This is a genomic window from Planctomycetota bacterium (assembly GCA_016207825.1).
Classification (GTDB): domain Bacteria; phylum Planctomycetota; class MHYJ01; order JACQXL01; family JACQZI01; genus JACQZI01.
Genome location: JACQZI010000039.1, coordinates 18,905 through 35,866 on the forward strand (window position 1 = coordinate 18,905; position 16,962 = coordinate 35,866).

The window sequence follows — 16,962 nt, forward strand, 5'->3', positions numbered from 1 at the left end:
TTTATTCTCAGAAAGTTTTGTTAATCCGTGTAATCCGCGGTCAGTTATTCTCCGGGTCGTTTCGATACTCCGGGTTGTTGTAAAGGTCATCCAGTGCGGCAAAGACTTGCCTGATGATTCCCTTTCCTACCCCGAACATGACTTTGTCATCCATTTTATAAGCGGCTTCCACGGCCTCTTCGCACGACCCGCCCAGGATATAAGCAAGATAAAGATTCTTCGCTTGTTCAAACGTCAGTACAAATCGCTCGGCTAATACCTTAACGACTTTGTTATCGATTTCCGGTTTGTTCATAATATTTTATCTCCTTTTCGTTTTAGCCCGCTTGATCGGCTGATTGCTGCAGTCTATTCGTATTTGATTTTATTATACTATCCTATTCCCAGATGTCAAGGGAATAATTTACAGGGAGTTTTATCAAAGAGTCACAGAGAACGCTGGAAAAACTATTGGCTCGTTTTTTCTGCGTTTCTAGAACAAAAAGATATTGACAAATAGCAGCCTACTATGTTACAGTCAGTCGTAACATAAATGAGCATCAAATTTGCCTGTCTTTGCGGCAAGCCTATTGAAGTCTTGGATGAATTAGCCGGTACTTCTTACAAATGCCGCGCCTGCGGGGCTAATGTCAAGGTGCCTTCTTTCAAGCAGGCGTCTTCCACGGCAAGTGCGTTATCAGAAAAGAAATGTTATCTTTGCAAGCAGAATATGCCGGCTGATGAAATCGTTTGCCCGCACTGCGGATGGGATAGCAATAAAATGGAACGCACTTGCCATGCGTGCGGCGGAAAAATCGCTCTTTTACCCGGTAGCGGATTAAACGCGCCGCTATTAAACTCAGCCGTTATTTTTGCGAGTTTAATCTGTGGGTTTCTTTTTGGATTTATCGGCGCAATGGCTTTCGGATTGGCTATCCTGGCTTTTGTTAACCTGTATACGGCGCTTACATTGGGATACCAGTGCAAAGGTTGCGGGATGGATATTCCCGTACCGTCCGTTTTGGAAAATAAGATCGAGCAGGATTCACGCCGGTTCAAACGGGCTGCGCATTTTATCGGGGTTGGCGCCGCCGCCGTTGGCTCGTTGGTTTTTGGCATTATCTGGATTGTCAGCGTCCTTTCCTTTTCAGGGATGGATTTAAAAGGCGCACTGCCTGATATCAAAGCGCTTGAGGCAAAAGGGCTTTCCGCCCTACCGGAGCTTATTCAGGCACTTAAAGATGACCGGGTTCGTGTTGAGGCTTCTCAGGCAATTCAGAAAATGGGATGCACGTTAACTCTCGGCCAACTTAGTGTTGCCTTAGAAGATAGCGACCGTAAGTTACGGTACGATGTGGCAAACATTATCGGTTTTTACAAAGAAGAAGCCGCGGCAGCCGTGCCGGAACTTCTCCAGGCGTTAAAAGAGGAAAAAGAATATACCTATCCGTTTTCCGAGGCATTGCAAAAAATCGGCTTACCTGCTGTTAAGCCGCTGGCCGGTGCTTTAAAAGATGAGGATAGGAAATTCCGCGCTAAAGCGGCATATGTCCTGATGCACCTCGGTAAAAAATCCGTGGATGCCCTTCCTGCGCTTACCGAAGCGCTTAAGGATAATGATGAAGATACCCTTGCATATGTTTTAGATACCTTGGGCAGGCTTGGTTCTGGTGCATCCGCGGCAATTCCTGAGCTCTCTTTAGTCTTAAAGCATAAAACAGCTCTTATCCGTTCACTGGCCGCCAAAGCAATCGGTCGCATCAGGCAAAACGCATATTCGGCAGTGCCCCATCTTATAACCGGGCTTAAAGATGCGGATGCAGGAGTTCGCCATGCTTGTGCCGAGGCGTTGGGCTCTCTCGGACCGGATGCCAGTGAATCGATTCCGGCTCTGACCGAGGCATCAAATGACCTTGATGAATCCGTCCGCCGGGAAGCCAAACAAGCTTTGAAGGCAATACAAAAGCAATGAGACAGACGAGTCGTTTAAAAGTGATATGAGTTGAAAGGAGCTGAAAACGGTCTATGAAAAAATTAGCCGGTTATTTCCTGAAAGGGTTGCTCTTCACTATTCCACTGGTTATAACTATTTATGTCGTCTATGAATTGTTCCTGAAAATCGACGGTATTTTAAATATCCCGATTCCAGGATTGGGATTCATTGTAACGCTTATTTGTATAACTATTATTGGTTTCATGGTTTCTACTATCCTTACAAAGGGATTATTGTCTTTTATAGACAGGATATTTTACCGGCTTCCTTTTATCAAATTGCTGTATTCTTCCTTAAAAGACCTTATGAACGCCCTTGCCGGCGATAAGAAAATGCTCGATAAGCCGGTCATGGTTAAATTGTCAAACCCGGATATCAAGGTTTTGGGGTTTATTACTGCTGAAAGTCTGGATATTATTAACGTCAAGGATCATGTGGCCGTTTACCTGCCGCAGGCGTATAATTTCGCGGGGAATCTTATCATTTGCCCGAAAGAAAATGTCATTCCCATAAATAAGGACGGCGCGGAAATGATGAAATTTATCGTTTCAGCCGGTATAAGCGGGAAATAAACTGCCTAAAGTCAAATCAAAATCCTATTCATCCCCCGGACGGTCCATAATTTTCCCGAATTAGTTTGCATCATTTTACAATAATCATCATAATACTGAGTTCTTTAGTTCTAAATATTTAGGAGAATGACATGTCAAAATCCGAATCCGGGAAATTCAAAATCATCACCAAACCCAATTTCGCCAAATTCGTCAACGCCCTGATTAAAGGCGCCAAATACCGGGTTGTCGGGGTAAAGGAAAAAGACGCCGGATACAAAAAATACGCGTTTGATGATTTGGAAAACGCCTCTGAACTGAGGCTTGATTACGATTTAACGGTCCTGCCGCCTAAAAAATATTTCTATCCGCCGAAGGAATCATATTTGAAGTTTAATCTGGGCGGCCCGGCCGCACCGACACCGATTCTGGAAACCAAGCCTGTTGCCATAATCGGCGCGCATCCTTATGATATCAGGGCAATCGAGCTTATGGATAAGGTGTTTTCCGAAACTTTCCCCGACCCTAATTATTTATCCAGGAAGGAAAATTCGGCCATCATCGGCATCCATTGCCTTAATCCGTACGGAAAGTCGTTTGCCAAAAGCATGGGCACCACTACGGTTGAACGCGGATTCGACCTGATGTTGACCGATCTCGGCGCGAATTACCTGGTCGAAATCGGCACGGTGAAAGGCGAAAAACTCCTGGAAAAATACGCCACGGTGAAAAAGGCCGCAGAAAACGATATCTCTTCAAAAGATAAAGCCATGGCCAAAGCCGCCGGTAAATACAAATTATCAATAGATGGCGGTGTCAAGGCGTTTTCTTCGCTCGTCGAAAAATCTTACGACCATTCTTACTGGGCGGAAATTGCCGAAAAATGCTTTGCCTGCAGTTCCTGCACCATGGTCTGCCCCACCTGCGTTTGCTTTGATGTCCGCGAAGATGTCGGCATCAACCTTAAGGAAGGAACGCGGTCCCGCAATTGGGACAGCTGCCTAGTCGATGATTTCGCCAAGGTCGGCACGGGCGAGAATTTCCGTGAGAATAAAAGTTCGCGCACCCGCCACCGGATGCTGCGCAAGGGGAAATATATGCTCGACCGCTTCGGCATCCAGGGATGCGTCGGATGCGGACGCTGTATAACGGCGTGCCTGCCGGATATCGCCAGCCCGGTCGAAGCTTATAAAAGATTAAAAGGAGAAAAATAAATGCTTTCAGAAACTAAAATCGATAAGAACCTTTACGCACCGCAGATTGGCACCCTTAGCCGTGTCTGCAACCTGACGGAAAAAGAAAAGCTCTTTGAAGTGAAATTGAATAACGGCAAAGAGCTGGGCCACCAGCCCGGGCAATTCGTCGAGGTCTCCGTTTTCGGCATAGGCGAAGCGCCGATTTCTATCTCATCCTCCCCGACCAAAAAAGGAAGCTTTGAGCTCGGCATCCGTGCGGTCGGCAACGTGACCAACGCCATACATAAGTTAAAAGAAGGCGATACCGTCGGCATACGCGGCCCATTCGGCAACGGATTTCCCGTGGATGAACTTAAAGGCCGGGATATCCTCTTCGTCGCAGCGGGCATCGGCTATTTTCCGCTGCGTTCGCTTATGAATTACGTTTTGGATAAAAGGGATTCATTCGGCGAAGTAACTGTTTTCTGCGGGACCAAAAGGGCCTGCGACCGCCTGATGCCGGATGAATGCAACCAATTATCCTGCAGAAGCGACGTAAGATTCCATGAGACCGTGGACGTGGGCGATGACAGCTGGAAAGGCAATGTTGGCTTAATCACCACCCTTTTCCAGAAAAATATAAAATTCAATCCGGCAAAGACCACGGCCATAATCGTCGGCCCGCCGGTCATGTATAAATTCGCCATCGCGGCCGCCCAGAAAGTCGGCATACCGGATAAGGAAATAATCCTTTCCCTTGAACGCAAGATGAAGTGCGGCGTGGCCAAATGCGGACATTGCCAGATGAATAATATCTATGTATGCAAGGAAGGGCCTGTATTCAGGTATAATGAAATTAAAAATATCAGGGAGGCATTATGAGCAATAAACCCAAACTGGCGTTTTTTGATATCACCAGCTGTGAAGGCTGCCAACTGGAGTTTCTCAATTGCGAACAGGAGCTGCCCCATATCATCGCGAATACGGAAATCGTCAATTTCCGGGAAGCCTCCAGCGACCGGCGCGATGATTACGATATTGCCTTTATCGAGGGCAGTGTCACAACCGAAGAAGATATGGAAAGGGTTAAAGACATCCGGGCGAAAGCCCCGGTTCTCGTTGCCTTCGGCGCCTGCGCCTCTATCGGAGGCGTTAATTGCATGAAGAATAAATATTCCATGGAGGAAGTCAAACAAATCGTCTACGGGAAAGACGCCAAATTATATTCGACCATTCCCACCCGCCCCATCAATGCCGTGGTTAAGGTGGATTATTATATCCGCGGTTGCCCGCCTTCCAAGAAAGAAATCCTTAAAGTGGTCAAGGCGCTGCTTCTGGGTAAAAAACCGGAAATCCCGAATGTGCCGGTGTGCTATGAATGCAAGCTCGCGGAAAATGTCTGCATGTTCGAAAAAGACGCCTTCTGCCTGGGTCCGGTTACCCTGGCCGGATGCACGGCAATCTGCCCCACCAATAACGAAGGCTGCTGCGGATGCCGGGGTCTGATGGATAAACCCAATATCAATGCGGAAAAGGGCGTCCTGGAAAAATACGGCTTGACCGCCGATGAAATTATCGCGCAATATAAAAAATATAACGGATGCACGGAGGTGATAAAATGACAGTGACGAAAGACTTGAATATTGATGTCCACAAAATTACCCGTGTTGAAGGCCATGGTAATATAACCGTTAACGCCAAAAACGGCCGGATAGAAAAAATCCTGTGGTCTGTCCCGGAATCCCCAAGGTTTTTTGAGGCAATGGTCCGGGAACGTTCCTATAAGGAAGTCTGCTCAATCGTTTCCCGGATATGCGGTATCTGCTCGGTCGGCCACCAGATGGCTTCTTTGGAAGCAACCGAAGATGCGTTCGGCATTACCCCATCGGAACAAACCGTGATGCTGAGGAAACTCATCCTCCACGGGGAAACTATCCAGAGCCATGTCCTGCATTATTATTTCCTGGCCGCGCCGGATTTCCTGGGCGTCAACAGCGTATTTCCCCTGGTCAAAACGCATCCGGATGTGGTCTTAAGGGCGCTCAGGCTTAAAAAACTCGCCAATGATATCGTTATAACCATCGGCGGGCGCGCCATCCACCCGATTAGGCTCGTGGTAAAAGGATTTTCCAAGCTTCCCACGGCAAAGGAATTGAAAAACCTGCAGGCAGAAATTAAATCCGCATTGAAAGACTTCGATGCGACGGTCAAATTATTTGCCACCCTGAAGCTACCGGATTTCCAGAGGGAAACCGAATATATTTCCTTGAAAAACACCAAGGAATATGCATTTTATGACGGCAAGATTTGTTCCTCGGATACCGGTTTGGTTCCGGCCGGCCAATACCGGAAAATCACCAATGAATATTGCGTGTCCCAGTCCACTGCCAAATACACAAAGCATAACCGCGAATCGTATTTTGTGGGTGCTTTGTCAAGGTTCAATAATAACTTTAAGCAGCTTTCGCCTTTGGCGCAAAAGGCCGCCAAAACTTTGGGCTTAAAAGCGCCCTGCCATAACCCTTATATGAACACCATCGCCCAGGTCGTGGAATCCATCCACGCGGCTGAGGATGCCATCCGCCTTATCGATAAGATTCTTAAAAAAGGAATCAAGGCGGAAACGCCTAAGGTTAAGGTGAAGGCCGGCACCGGAGTCGGCGCGGTAGAAGTGCCCCGCGGCATTCTCTTCCACGAATATACCTACGATAAAAAAGGCATCCTGGTGAACGCCAATTGCATTATCCCAACCAACCAGAATCACGCCAATATCCAGAAGGATATGGAAGGTCTGGTCCCCAAGATTCTGGATAAATCCAAGGAGGAAATAACACTTGGCCTGGAAATGCTTGTCCGGGCATATGATCCTTGCATCTCCTGCTCTACCCATATGCTGAAAGTGGAGTTTGTATAAATCCCGCGGCAGTTTGGAATATGCCTAAAAAGAAACCGGTTACCAAGCATCCTGTCCTGATTCTCGGCATAGGTAACACCCTTCTTAAGGATGATGGGATTGGGATTCATGTCACGAGGAAACTGGAAAAACTACCACTCCATAAAAACGTGACGCTTATGGACGGCGGAACCGGAGGCCTTAATTTATTTGAGGCGATAACAACACACAAAAAAATCATTATCATAGACGCGATAGATTTGAAATCCGTTCCCGGCACGATTAAAAGGATAAGCCTGGATGAAGCCCGCCTTATCCTGGATGAAACGCACAGTTCAATGCACCAGAACAGTATTTCCGAGGTCTTTAAGCTGGCGGAATCATTAGGGAAGCGCCTGGATGTGGTCATATTCGGGATTCAGCCCAAGGAGGTAGCGGCGGGATTGGAACTGACACACGAGCTTAAAGCCGTTATTCCGGCTGCCATCCGGCAGATATTGGCGGAATTAAGATAGAGGTCTTAATCTACCGCGGTTCTTTTCCCCCCACTCCGCCCCGCAAGGCGGGACTGCGGGGGCGCCCAAATCTATTTTTCTTGTTGGGCACCCTCCATTATTTATTTTTAATTATCCCGATTTTATCGATCGGGATTGGTTCAAAGCCGAGTTTTAAGGCCGGGGATTTCGGGTTAAGCGTAAAATCGTATTTCTTGGGATTAACAAAGAGCGGGTTTTCGATTAGAGAGTTTGTGTCCATTCCTTTTCCCTGCCAGGCTTCCCATGGAAATCCGCCGAAAACGAATTTCCCTGCGTTTTCATTCCAGTAGATATTTTTGTCAAAGGCGAATTGGAAATCGCTGATATTGCCTTCGATAAGCTTGCCGCCATTCCAGTAAATGATGTTCTTTTCAAAGGTGAATCTCAGGTGCGGCTCCGGCCGGGTGAATTGCAGTTGCTGGTCGCGTCCAAAAGCGAATATATTGTTTCGTATGATGTTTTCTTTTCCGTAATGCTGGTGGAATCCGCCGTGCGTGGTGTTATAAACGATATTCTTTTCTGCCACGATGCCGGTGCTTCCTTCATCAAAGTAAATGCCCCAGCCGCCATACTGAAGTGCGCCGATATCATGGAACAGGTTATTTCTTATTACGGTGCCGGGCTGGATACCGAGCGTGTAGATGCCGGCCATATCGCTTAAGATGGGTGTGGCTTCTCCTGATTTGATGCCGATATTGTGCACATGGTTAGACTCCACTTTGTTATTGTTAGCCAGTGATTTGCCATAACCCCATGTCCATCCGATGGAGATGCCGGAATAATAAAAATCGTGAATCAGGTTATGCTTAAGCGTGTTATTATAACTTTGCCCAATCCATACGCCGATAGCGCTGTGGAAGATTACTCCCCCATCATGGATACGGCAGTTAGAGATTCCAGTATCATGGGTCTGTTCAGCAGGGTTTTCCCGGCAACCACATTCGCCTATTTTTATTCCGCCTGCGCCTAAATCAAAAATATCACAGTTTGTGACTACGTTATTCGCATTACCGCGGGAGAATTCCAGCCCATAGGTTCCGATATGTGATATCTCACAGTTTTCAAACCCGCAGTTCTGCATTCCTTCCGCGTAAACGGCGCCGGGCACACCGAAAGCCGCTTGGCAGAAGCCGCTCGTTTCCGGCGCCAGCCGCCATTCCGTATGGCTGAAAGTCAAGCCGGAAAAGGTAATATGCCGAATAAATTTGCCGGATTCTGGATTTCCCGACAATTTAACGAGTTGCGGAATGACCGGTGCAATCACCGCAGCATTATTAATGTCTTCGCCGGGCAAGGGATAATAGTAAAGAATTCCTCGTTCGCGGTCAAGATACCATTCGCCCGGAGAATCCAGTATGTCAGGAGAGTGTTCGACATAATAGAGGTCGTTTACATCCGGCAGGAATACGGTTCGGGCGGTAAAAGTGATTAGGTTTTTCTCATGGTCAATGGCTGAAACCGGTAGATGGGATTCTATCCAGCGGTTCATCAGGAGTACTTCAGTATCCTTGGTGTTTTGGATGGTTTTCAGGTCGTCGTGATGGAACCCGAAGGAAATTTGCCCGTCTGTCCACTGTGACTGGGGAGTTTTGTTCGGGACGGACGCTAATTTAAGGTAGCCCTTGTCCGGATAACGCGCGCGGGAGCGGCGTTGGCCATTTATCCAGAGTTGATGGAAAAACCATTTGCCGGATTTGACGTCGGGAATTTCTGTCATCGAGATATCTTTTCCGTTTAAGGCGGCTTTCTTCCATCCGGTAATAATCCGCCCGCCGCTTATTATAGGCTTTTCATCCATGTAGGCATTGAATGTAACCGGTGACTCATCAGCGCCGGAATCTTCCGGGCTGAAAACCAAAGGTTCGGATAGGAAGTAGGTTCCGTTGCGGATTGATATGGTAACAGGGGAATCCTGGTTCTTTTTGGTTTCGCGCAGGGCATTGCATGCCTTTTGCAGGGTGGCGAATGGGCCGTCTGTTTTTTCCTGGTTAGGAGAAGCAATTTTACCGGACCAGGCGTCATTGCCGTCCTGTGCCACGTAGAATGCCACAGTTGCCGATTTAGGTTTATCCGCTATTGCCAGGAGTATAATACAGAAGGTCAACACGCTCCAGATAACTTTTCTCATCTTTAATCCTTAAATCATCACGCGAGTAACCGTATTTTATGAATGGTTTAATGATTAGTCAATATATAGTGCTAATGCTGATGCGCAAACGTGTTAAAATCCCGGTTATTCATCGGGGTAAACCTGAGTTAGCCAGAGCGCCTTGCGAGATAAAGTAAAGAGGAGTTATTCTTCCTCTTCTTCCATATCTTCTTCATCATCGTCTTTAGGCTGCGGCCTTCTTTTCCGGCCCGACCCTTCACCGCCGCCCATCATCTGGCTGCCGATTTTCAAAGCCCCGTGGATGACTTTAGATATTTTCAGGTTAGACCAGAAGTTGACATTAATTTCATCCGGCTTATCCAGTCCAATCGTGCCGACGACAACCGTATCTTTTTCTACCCCGAACATCATTGCCTCAAGAGGGACCGGCAAGCGCATGCCGAAATCTTTCAGCATCCCCAATATGGAATGCAGGTTAAGCACGATTAAAAGTGAGGCGTTATTGACCGCCTCCGGCTTCAGCCCTTCTTTTTCCAGGGACGCCAATAATTTGTCCATTGTTTTGCCTTCTTTAGCGGTATCAATCATGTTTTTCAGGGGCTCGCAGTGCCTTTCAAAACCCATAATAAAGTTATTATCAAAAAAGGAATAAGGGGTTTCTTTGTCTTCCCCGTAGATTTTAACCCCGTTGTGTTCTGTTTCTTTATATTGGCCGAACTTGCCTCTGTCAAACCCCTTGACTGTTTCTTTCGCCTTCTCCGCGTCTTTAGCCGGGAAGATTACAAATCCGGTTGGTCCCCGCCGCCCTATTGTAGATAACGATACGCCGGCTCCCTGGTTAACCTGCCCGAAAATATCTTCCGGTTTGCTTCCCATTTCATTGGTCATTTCTTCGATTATTTCTTCCTCGGTATCATCTTCTCCGAAGTCATTCGCTTTGCTTAAAATATACTTAAATCCTTCTTCCCATATCTTGGCGGAATCTTTGCTAAAAGACCAGGTGGCGGTGAAGAAACTATCCGCCGGCATCATTTTTAAGAGCGATTTTTGGTCAGCCTGCTTGGAGCAGATAATCTTATAGAAACCGTGGCCCGGGTCAAGCCGGATGATTTCCGTGTCGCTAAACCGGTTATCCTTAATCGTTACTCCGAAGCAATAAGATTTAATCCTGGTCAGGTCCGTGGCGGATTCAAATTGCAGGTACCCCCTCAATGAACCCCGTCCAGTCGGGGAGAATGATGAGGCAATCAAATCTCCCGGCAGCATATATCCCCATAAATAGCTTTCGTTTCCCAGCCGTTCTTTGGCAAAGCGGTAATGCTCTTCATCCTGCATGCGTTTTTCCAGCCCGCCCGAGATTATCATTCCCTTAAATATTTCTTTATCCATTCCCAGTGCCAGCCCCCGCTCGTTAATCCATGCCCAGATGCCCGGCTTGATGCAAAAGACATCGTTGCCTTCGAGTTTTTCCTTTAGGAAAACATATTTTGCCAGCGGACCGGCAAAGAGTTCTTTGAGCTGGTCGGGTTTGTCAAAAGCTATTTCAGCAAACACATTCGGGATAGTCTGTTTATGGAACAGGTCGTCTTTTCCTTTGAGTTCGGCTTCGCTTGAGCCGTAATAGGCGATTTGGATGCCGTTAACGGAATCAATCAGCTGCCTGGCAACTTCCGCCGGAATGCCGGTTTCCTGGGCAATAATCGGCAGGTACATTTCATAGAGCTGCGTGGCGGTATTTTTAAGCTCACTATCCTCTTCCCAGCAAGGCAGTGATAAGAAAGCATCCTTGATTTTCTGGACATTCCGAAGGGCCAGATATGCGGAAATCTTAGGAGGTTTTAATGCGGCCGGTTTTGTATTTTGCTCCTCAATCCATTTTTGCCAGCATGCGACGGCCGCGGCCCGGCTTGGCTTGGAATCATACGGATTATAGCCGAAACGCTCGCCCGAGCTAATCCGGCTCAAACTGCTGCAGGCAGTGACCCGGACCATCGGGTTGTCATCGGACAAGCCTTTCAACAGGAAGTTGGTCGCTTCTTTAGTCCGGTAATTGCTCAAGCCGCCATAAGCCAGAATGCGCATATTTTCATCAGAGCTCTGCCCCGCTTTAATAAGTTCCGGAACGGCGTTTTCATCTTTCAGTTTGCCGAGCGCGTCCAGGGCAAGGTATTTGACGGAGTCGTTGCTGTCGTTAACCATTTTGGCGACTGCCGAAGTGGATTCTTTGGAAGGCAATTTGCCGATGATGTAGAGAAGTATGGCTTTGTTAATAGGTTCTGTCGTCGTTTCCAGATTCTTAACCAGTGCGGGGACGACTTCGCTGCCGGCGGATTTAAGACCCTTGTATAAATCTGCCGTGGCGCGCTGCAGCTGGTATGAGCTTAAAGCGCCGTAATACCGCAATGACCAGCTATCCACCAGATACTCGGGCCGCAAATCTTTAGTATCTATTTCGCTCAAGAGCGCCCTGATGCGCTCTTCGGCAAGCGCCGGGATTCTTATCCAGCCGCCGGTGGTATTAAGGATTTTTTTCGCCCGCATTTTTACTTCCGGTTCGGAGCTGTTATATGCCTCGATGGCAAAGGGAATGACCATCTTGCCCATCTTAATAAGTTCTTCCATGGCATTTTCACGGTCCTGCCATTCTTCGGCATTGAGTTGGGGAATAAGTTCTTTGATGCGTTTTTCCGCCGCCGGGGTAAGCGGTTCGTCTTTAATCTCAGGAACGGCGGCATCATCATAGTGGCCATCCCATGAGGGGCCCATTCCGACCACTAAAAAATTCGGGATGGCGATGGAAGCAAAACCCATCCCCATGCATCCGGCAAAAATTACCGCCATGGAAAATATCAGGGATAATCTTACAAGCATTCCTTTTGGCAGCCTGTTCATTTTTTATCCTCCATATTGTTAATTAACTGAGAACGCGATTTTGGCAAATAATAGATTACTATCGTTTTAAAGCGTTCCTGTCAAGTAATTGTCAGGTGATTTAAATTCATAATCAGCGTTATCCGCTCAATCGGCGTACTGATAATAGCGAAAATAATATTTCGGAAAGCGTAAAAAATATTACGAAAAACTTGACAAATCTTCACGAATTTGATATATTGCTTTTGTGAGGAAAGGAGAGATTATGGAAAAGAAGAATGCTAAAATCATCAAGAAACCCAGGGAAATCTTTCCCCCGGTGCCGATAAACCGCACCGAACCCGTCTTCACGAGCGGCGTAATCTCGCGCCTTCTCGATATTCCGGTCTGGGTCTTGAAGCAGCTTGACCGGGAAAAACTGGTCTCCCCTGACCGTAAGAAAAGCAAGGTCAGGCTTTACTCACAGGAGGAATTGAATAAACTCAGCCACATCTGGTACCTGATGAAGGAGCGCAAGGTCAAGGTGGACGGGGTCAAGGTGATACTGGAAATGGAAGAGACCATGTACACACATGGATTTTCCGCGCCCGGGATGGTCGGTTACAGCTCAGGGCGCTCGATTACGATTGTCTCGCGTAAAAGCGAGGGGAAAAACCTTAAGAAGTCCAAACAACAATAAAATTAAATATTGAAAGGAGCAAAATATGGGTAAGATAATAGGGATAGATTTGGGCACGACACTTTCTGTCGTCGCCGTCAGGGAAGGAGATGAAACCACGGTCATAACCAACAAGGAAGGCAGCCGTCTGACGCCCTCTGTCGTCGCGTTTACCGACAAAGGCGAGCGGCTTGTCGGGAATTTGGCCAAGAGGCAGGCGGTGATTAACCCGACCAACACCATTTATTCAATCAAGCGCTTTATGGGACGCCGTCGTTCGGAAGTCGGCCAGGAAGAAAAGATGGTCCCCTACAAAATAGTCGGCGGGCCTGATGACCTGGTCAAGGTGGAATCGCGCGGCAAGCAGTACTCCCCTCCCGAGATCTCCGCCATGGTCCTCCAGAACCTCAAAGAAACCGCGGAGGCGTATCTGGGCGAAAAAGTCACCGAGGCGGTCATAACCGTTCCGGCGTATTTTAACGACAGCCAGCGCCAGGCAACCAAGGATGCCGGCAGGATTGCCGGGCTTGATGTCAAGCGCATTATCAATGAACCGACTGCCGCGGCGCTTGCCTACGGGCTTGATAAAAAGAAGGCCGGAAAGATTGCCGTTTACGATTTAGGCGGAGGCACATTCGATATCTCCATCCTGGAAGTGGGCGATGGCGTGGTGGAAGTCCTTTCCACAAACGGAAATACCCATCTGGGTGGCGATGATTTCGACCAGCGGCTGATTAATTACGTGGCGGATGAATTCAAAAAGGAACAGGGAATAGATTTACGTAAAGACCAGATGGCGCTCCAGCGCCTGAAAGAAGCCTGCGAGAAAGCCAAATGCGAGCTTTCCAGCTCCATGGAAACGGAAATCAATCTTCCCTTTATCACGGCGGATGCCTCCGGACCAAAACACATGGTCATGAAGATTACCCGCGCCAAATTCGTCCAACTGGTGGATGATTTACTGCTCTCCAGCCTTGCGCCGTGCAAACAGGCATTGGCGGATGCGAAACTGAGCGTGGAAGAAATCAAGGAAGTGGTCATGGTCGGCGGCTCGACCAGGATTCCGAGAGTTTTGGAAATCGTCAAGGATTTCTTTAAGAAAGAGTTGAACAGAAGCGTCAATCCGGATGAAGTGGTCGGCGTCGGCGCGGCAATCCAGGGCGCGGTTCTGAAAGGCGATATCAAGGACGTCCTGCTTTTGGACGTCACCCCGCTTACCTTGGGCATAGAAACCCTGGGCGGAGTGCGGACGGCTTTAATCACCCGCAATACGACCATTCCGACCTCCAAGAAAGAGATATTCTCCACCGCCGGGGACAGCCAGACCGAGGTGGAAATCCACGTCCTGCAGGGCGAGCGCGAGATGGCCGCGGATAACCGGACTTTGGGCAAATTCAGATTGGCCGGCATTCCTCCGGCACCGCGCGGAGTCCCGCAAATCGAGGTCAGCTTTGATATCGATGCCAACGGAATACTCAACGTGGCGGCAAAGGATATGGCAACCGGCAAGAAGCAGTCGATTGTGATACAATCCTCTTCTGGACTGACCGAAAACGATATCAAGAAGATGGTGGATGAATCCAAGAAATACGAAGAGCAGGATAAGAAGAAGAAGGAGCTGATTGACGCCCGTAACCAGGCGGACCATTTGATATATGTAACGGAAAAGTCGGTGAGCGACATGGGGGATAAGATAAGCGCCGATGAAAAATCCAAGGTCACTTCCGCCTTAGAGGAGTTAAAGAAGGCGAAGGACAAGGATGACGCCGCGGATATCAAGAAAGCGATTGAAGGGGTGACCAGGGCGAGCCACACCTTTGCTCAGCGGATGTATGAAGAAGCGGCAAAGGCAAAGGGCGGCGCGGGCGCTCCCCCGCCCCAGGGAGAAGCTCCGGGAGAAGAGCCCAAGGGCAAGGAGAAAAAGTCAGACGAAAACGTCATCGACGCCGAATTCGAAGCCAAGTGAAGTGTGTTACATCAATCCGCCCTCGGATAAAGTATCCGAGGGCGGGTTTGACCAAGCCATCTGTCCCATCCTTAACAACAAACAGCCCAAACCGGCGAATGAAAGCATAAAAATACAGTTATCGTATTGTCAACAGAGAAGGTTTAGTGTATAACAAGGTGGAGTGAGGACCGTAGGGGTGGATTATGGGATGCAGGGGTAATAGGTATGGGATACACGGGTCAGTGGCATGGGATACACGGGTGAGTGGTATGTAATATATGGGTAAGTAGCGTGATATCCTGGGGTAGGCAGTATGGGATCCACGGGGGTGAGGGGGGTATATCCAGGGGGTAGGAGGGGGTACCCCACGGGGGGCAGGGGTGGCAGGCGGATATATATAGGAGGGGATTCTCTTCCCTGTTTTCTTAGCCGATCAGGAGCTTGCGTTTGGCCTGGTATTGCTTATCCAGCCGCTCTATCCTCTTATATAGTGTTTGGATTTCAATCCCCAATTCCATGGATAATTCGGGGCATCCCATCGGCATAACTCTTTTAACACAAGAATATTAGGACGACGATTTTTCACTTTTCCGTCTTTTCTTCCGGTCCACCTGAAGTCAGGGCAGGCGGGAATATTTTATTAACCCAGAGCGAAGCCTCCCATTCGGGATAGTTTTATTTATTTTCCGTTGGTCTAAAATAGCAGTATGACAATAAATTAACGATTAATCCCTCCACTCTGTATGTTCATTAGTTCAGTATGCTGTCCACTACAATAATATAATAGATTTAGGCGTCCCCTTTAGAGGGCTCTCCCCTGAATTCCGGAATTCTCATCACGGGCGCTATGGGATTACCGGGGTTTATTCGGCGCCGAGACGCGCAATCACCCGGCAAGGCGCCCCGTCTATTCGGTCGTATTTTATCGGCATTATGTAAATGGTAAATTCCGGCCGGTGTATCTTATCCAGGTTAACCAGGTTCTCCAGTATCAGGATATCCTTCCGGAAGAATATCTTGTGCAGGTCAAAGGGCGCGTTGTCCGGGCTGCAGCTATCCAGCCCAATAATGCCGATGCCTTTCCGCGCCAAGCCTTCGGCCAGCTTACGGCTGATGACCGGATTAGTCCGGAAATAATCGGCATCATACGCCTTGCGGCTATGGTCGGTCCGCAATAACACGATGTCATTGCGCCTTATGCGCGCTAACGGAATATCTATTTCCTTCTGCCCTTTGACATTGAATAATTTGGCCGTGCCGATAAAGCGACGGAGCGGGAACTCGGTCAGCTTCCTGCCCTTGGCCAGCATGTGCCAGGGCGCGTCAATGTGCGTGCCGAAATGGGTGTTAAGGGAAATCAGGTGCTTGGTATAACCGTCTTTCCGGATATTGGCCAGCTGGCGGAATTCCGGTTTCGGATCGCCCGGCCACAAGGGCGTTCGGGCATTCAAAGGCATGGTTAAATCTATCAGCTTCATATAGTTAATTAGCTAACTTTGCTAGGCTTTTTCTTCCGGGCGGCAATGCGCCTGATGACATTCGCGATAAACATTGGTGTGGCAACCGCGAACATGGCGAATCCGCCCCACCTGATCCATTTTAAGGCTTCTATCTCCTTTTCCATTACCTTGGCGGAGTAAAAGGCAATCAGGCAGATAAACCCGAGCGTAAAGATAAGCTGGTATAAATGCCGCTTCCTAATAAAAAGCCAGCCGAATACCACGGTGTGGATGATAAAGATAATAAGCAGAATAAGCGGCCACATCAGAGTTTATTTGTCAATCACAAACTTATATCCATACATCCAATTGCCGCTTTCCTCGCGCTTGTGCTTCCGGAAGACCATCTTTACGCGGGTGCCTGGTTTTTTCTCCGTTGGCCGGGCAGGCTTGACCTCATCCTCGGCGCAATCCATTACTTCGCTGATAATATGTATGCCGTCATCAAGTCGTATCAGGCAGATATTGCGCGGGGCGAGTTCGCCGTAACCCATGGCGGGATAGCCCATTATTTCTTTCTGCAGTGAGATGACCTCTCCGGTCCGAGCGCATTCGTACGGTTCCATATTAGATTTATGGCATTTGGGGCAGGGAAGACCGGTGCGCGGAGGGAACCATTTTTCCCCGCATTCCTTGCAGCGTGTGCCTTCCAGGCGGTAACGGCCTGCGCGTTCGCGCCAGGTTTTTATGGTCGAATAGCTTTCCAATCTTGGGATGAGTTCCGGAAACTGGCTGTTCATATTATGACC

General features: G+C 48.4%; 15 protein-coding genes. 9 read left to right on the forward strand and 6 right to left on the reverse strand.

Annotated features, from left to right (window positions below; all coding sequences use genetic code 11):
- Nucleotides 1-40 precede the first annotated feature (40 nt).
- Nucleotides 41-295 carry a hypothetical protein gene (locus tag HY811_11985; protein MBI4835522.1) on the reverse strand — a complete coding sequence of 85 codons (255 nt, stop codon included), beginning with the start codon at nucleotides 293-295 and terminating at the stop codon, nucleotides 41-43.
- A 237-nt stretch (nucleotides 296-532) separates the two neighbouring features.
- Here HY811_11985 and HY811_11990 point away from each other — a divergent pair, with 237 nt between their 5' ends.
- From HY811_11990 to HY811_12020, 7 genes are all read left to right on the forward strand, one after another.
- Nucleotides 533-1,951: a HEAT repeat domain-containing protein gene (locus HY811_11990; protein ID MBI4835523.1), complete on the forward strand. Its 1,419-nt coding sequence runs from the start codon at nucleotides 533-535 to the stop codon at nucleotides 1,949-1,951.
- Between the two features lie 53 nt (nucleotides 1,952-2,004).
- Complete coding sequence (locus HY811_11995; GenBank protein ID MBI4835524.1) at nucleotides 2,005-2,544, forward strand: DUF502 domain-containing protein; 540 nt, start codon at nucleotides 2,005-2,007, stop codon at nucleotides 2,542-2,544.
- 131 nt (nucleotides 2,545-2,675) lie between these two features.
- The gene (locus HY811_12000; GenBank protein ID MBI4835525.1) at nucleotides 2,676-3,737 is read left to right on the forward strand and encodes a 4Fe-4S dicluster domain-containing protein; all 1,062 of its coding nucleotides are present in this window, start codon (nucleotides 2,676-2,678) and stop codon (nucleotides 3,735-3,737) included.
- Nucleotides 3,738-4,580, forward strand: coding sequence for an FAD/NAD(P)-binding protein (locus tag HY811_12005; protein MBI4835526.1), 843 nt, complete (start codon nucleotides 3,738-3,740; stop codon nucleotides 4,578-4,580).
- Nucleotides 4,577-5,320: an NADH:ubiquinone oxidoreductase gene (locus HY811_12010; GenBank protein ID MBI4835527.1), complete on the forward strand. Its 744-nt coding sequence runs from the start codon at nucleotides 4,577-4,579 to the stop codon at nucleotides 5,318-5,320. Before HY811_12005 ends, HY811_12010 begins: the two co-directional genes overlap by 4 nt.
- Nucleotides 5,317-6,612 carry a Ni/Fe hydrogenase subunit alpha gene (locus HY811_12015; protein MBI4835528.1) on the forward strand — a complete coding sequence of 432 codons (1,296 nt, stop codon included), beginning with the start codon at nucleotides 5,317-5,319 and terminating at the stop codon, nucleotides 6,610-6,612. The genes HY811_12010 and HY811_12015 overlap by 4 nt, the downstream gene beginning before the upstream one ends.
- A gap of 20 nt (nucleotides 6,613-6,632) precedes the next feature.
- Nucleotides 6,633-7,106, forward strand: a complete 474-nt coding sequence (locus HY811_12020; GenBank protein MBI4835529.1) for a hydrogenase maturation protease — start codon at nucleotides 6,633-6,635, stop codon at nucleotides 7,104-7,106.
- A gap of 97 nt (nucleotides 7,107-7,203) precedes the next feature.
- On the opposite strand, the gene HY811_12025 is transcribed toward HY811_12020, so the two are convergent.
- Together HY811_12025 and HY811_12030 are read right to left on the reverse strand one after the other, a co-directional pair.
- Nucleotides 7,204-9,255, reverse strand: a complete 2,052-nt coding sequence (locus HY811_12025; protein ID MBI4835530.1) for a right-handed parallel beta-helix repeat-containing protein — start codon at nucleotides 9,253-9,255, stop codon at nucleotides 7,204-7,206.
- 165 nt (nucleotides 9,256-9,420) lie between these two features.
- On the reverse strand, nucleotides 9,421-12,129 hold the full coding sequence (locus tag HY811_12030; protein MBI4835531.1) for a hypothetical protein: 2,709 nt from the start codon (nucleotides 12,127-12,129) through the stop codon (nucleotides 9,421-9,423).
- A gap of 244 nt (nucleotides 12,130-12,373) precedes the next feature.
- Between HY811_12030 and HY811_12035 the strand changes: the two genes are divergently transcribed.
- Together HY811_12035 and dnaK are read left to right on the forward strand one after the other, a co-directional pair.
- Nucleotides 12,374-12,787, forward strand: coding sequence for a MerR family transcriptional regulator (locus tag HY811_12035; protein MBI4835532.1), 414 nt, complete (start codon nucleotides 12,374-12,376; stop codon nucleotides 12,785-12,787).
- Between the two features lie 25 nt (nucleotides 12,788-12,812).
- Complete coding sequence (gene dnaK / locus HY811_12040; protein ID MBI4835533.1) at nucleotides 12,813-14,732, forward strand: molecular chaperone DnaK; 1,920 nt, start codon at nucleotides 12,813-12,815, stop codon at nucleotides 14,730-14,732.
- Between the two features lie 845 nt (nucleotides 14,733-15,577).
- Here dnaK and HY811_12045 read toward each other — a convergent pair.
- From HY811_12045 to HY811_12055, 3 genes are read right to left on the reverse strand one after another with little or no spacing between them, the layout of a single operon-like run.
- Nucleotides 15,578-16,192, reverse strand: a complete 615-nt coding sequence (locus tag HY811_12045; GenBank protein MBI4835534.1) for a cyclase family protein — start codon at nucleotides 16,190-16,192, stop codon at nucleotides 15,578-15,580.
- Nucleotides 16,193-16,200: 8 nt separating this feature from the next.
- On the reverse strand, nucleotides 16,201-16,479 hold the full coding sequence (locus HY811_12050) for a hypothetical protein (GenBank protein MBI4835535.1): 279 nt from the start codon (nucleotides 16,477-16,479) through the stop codon (nucleotides 16,201-16,203).
- 6 nt (nucleotides 16,480-16,485) lie between these two features.
- Nucleotides 16,486-16,953 carry an OB-fold domain-containing protein gene (locus HY811_12055; protein MBI4835536.1) on the reverse strand — a complete coding sequence of 156 codons (468 nt, stop codon included), beginning with the start codon at nucleotides 16,951-16,953 and terminating at the stop codon, nucleotides 16,486-16,488.
- Nucleotides 16,954-16,962 lie beyond the last annotated feature (9 nt).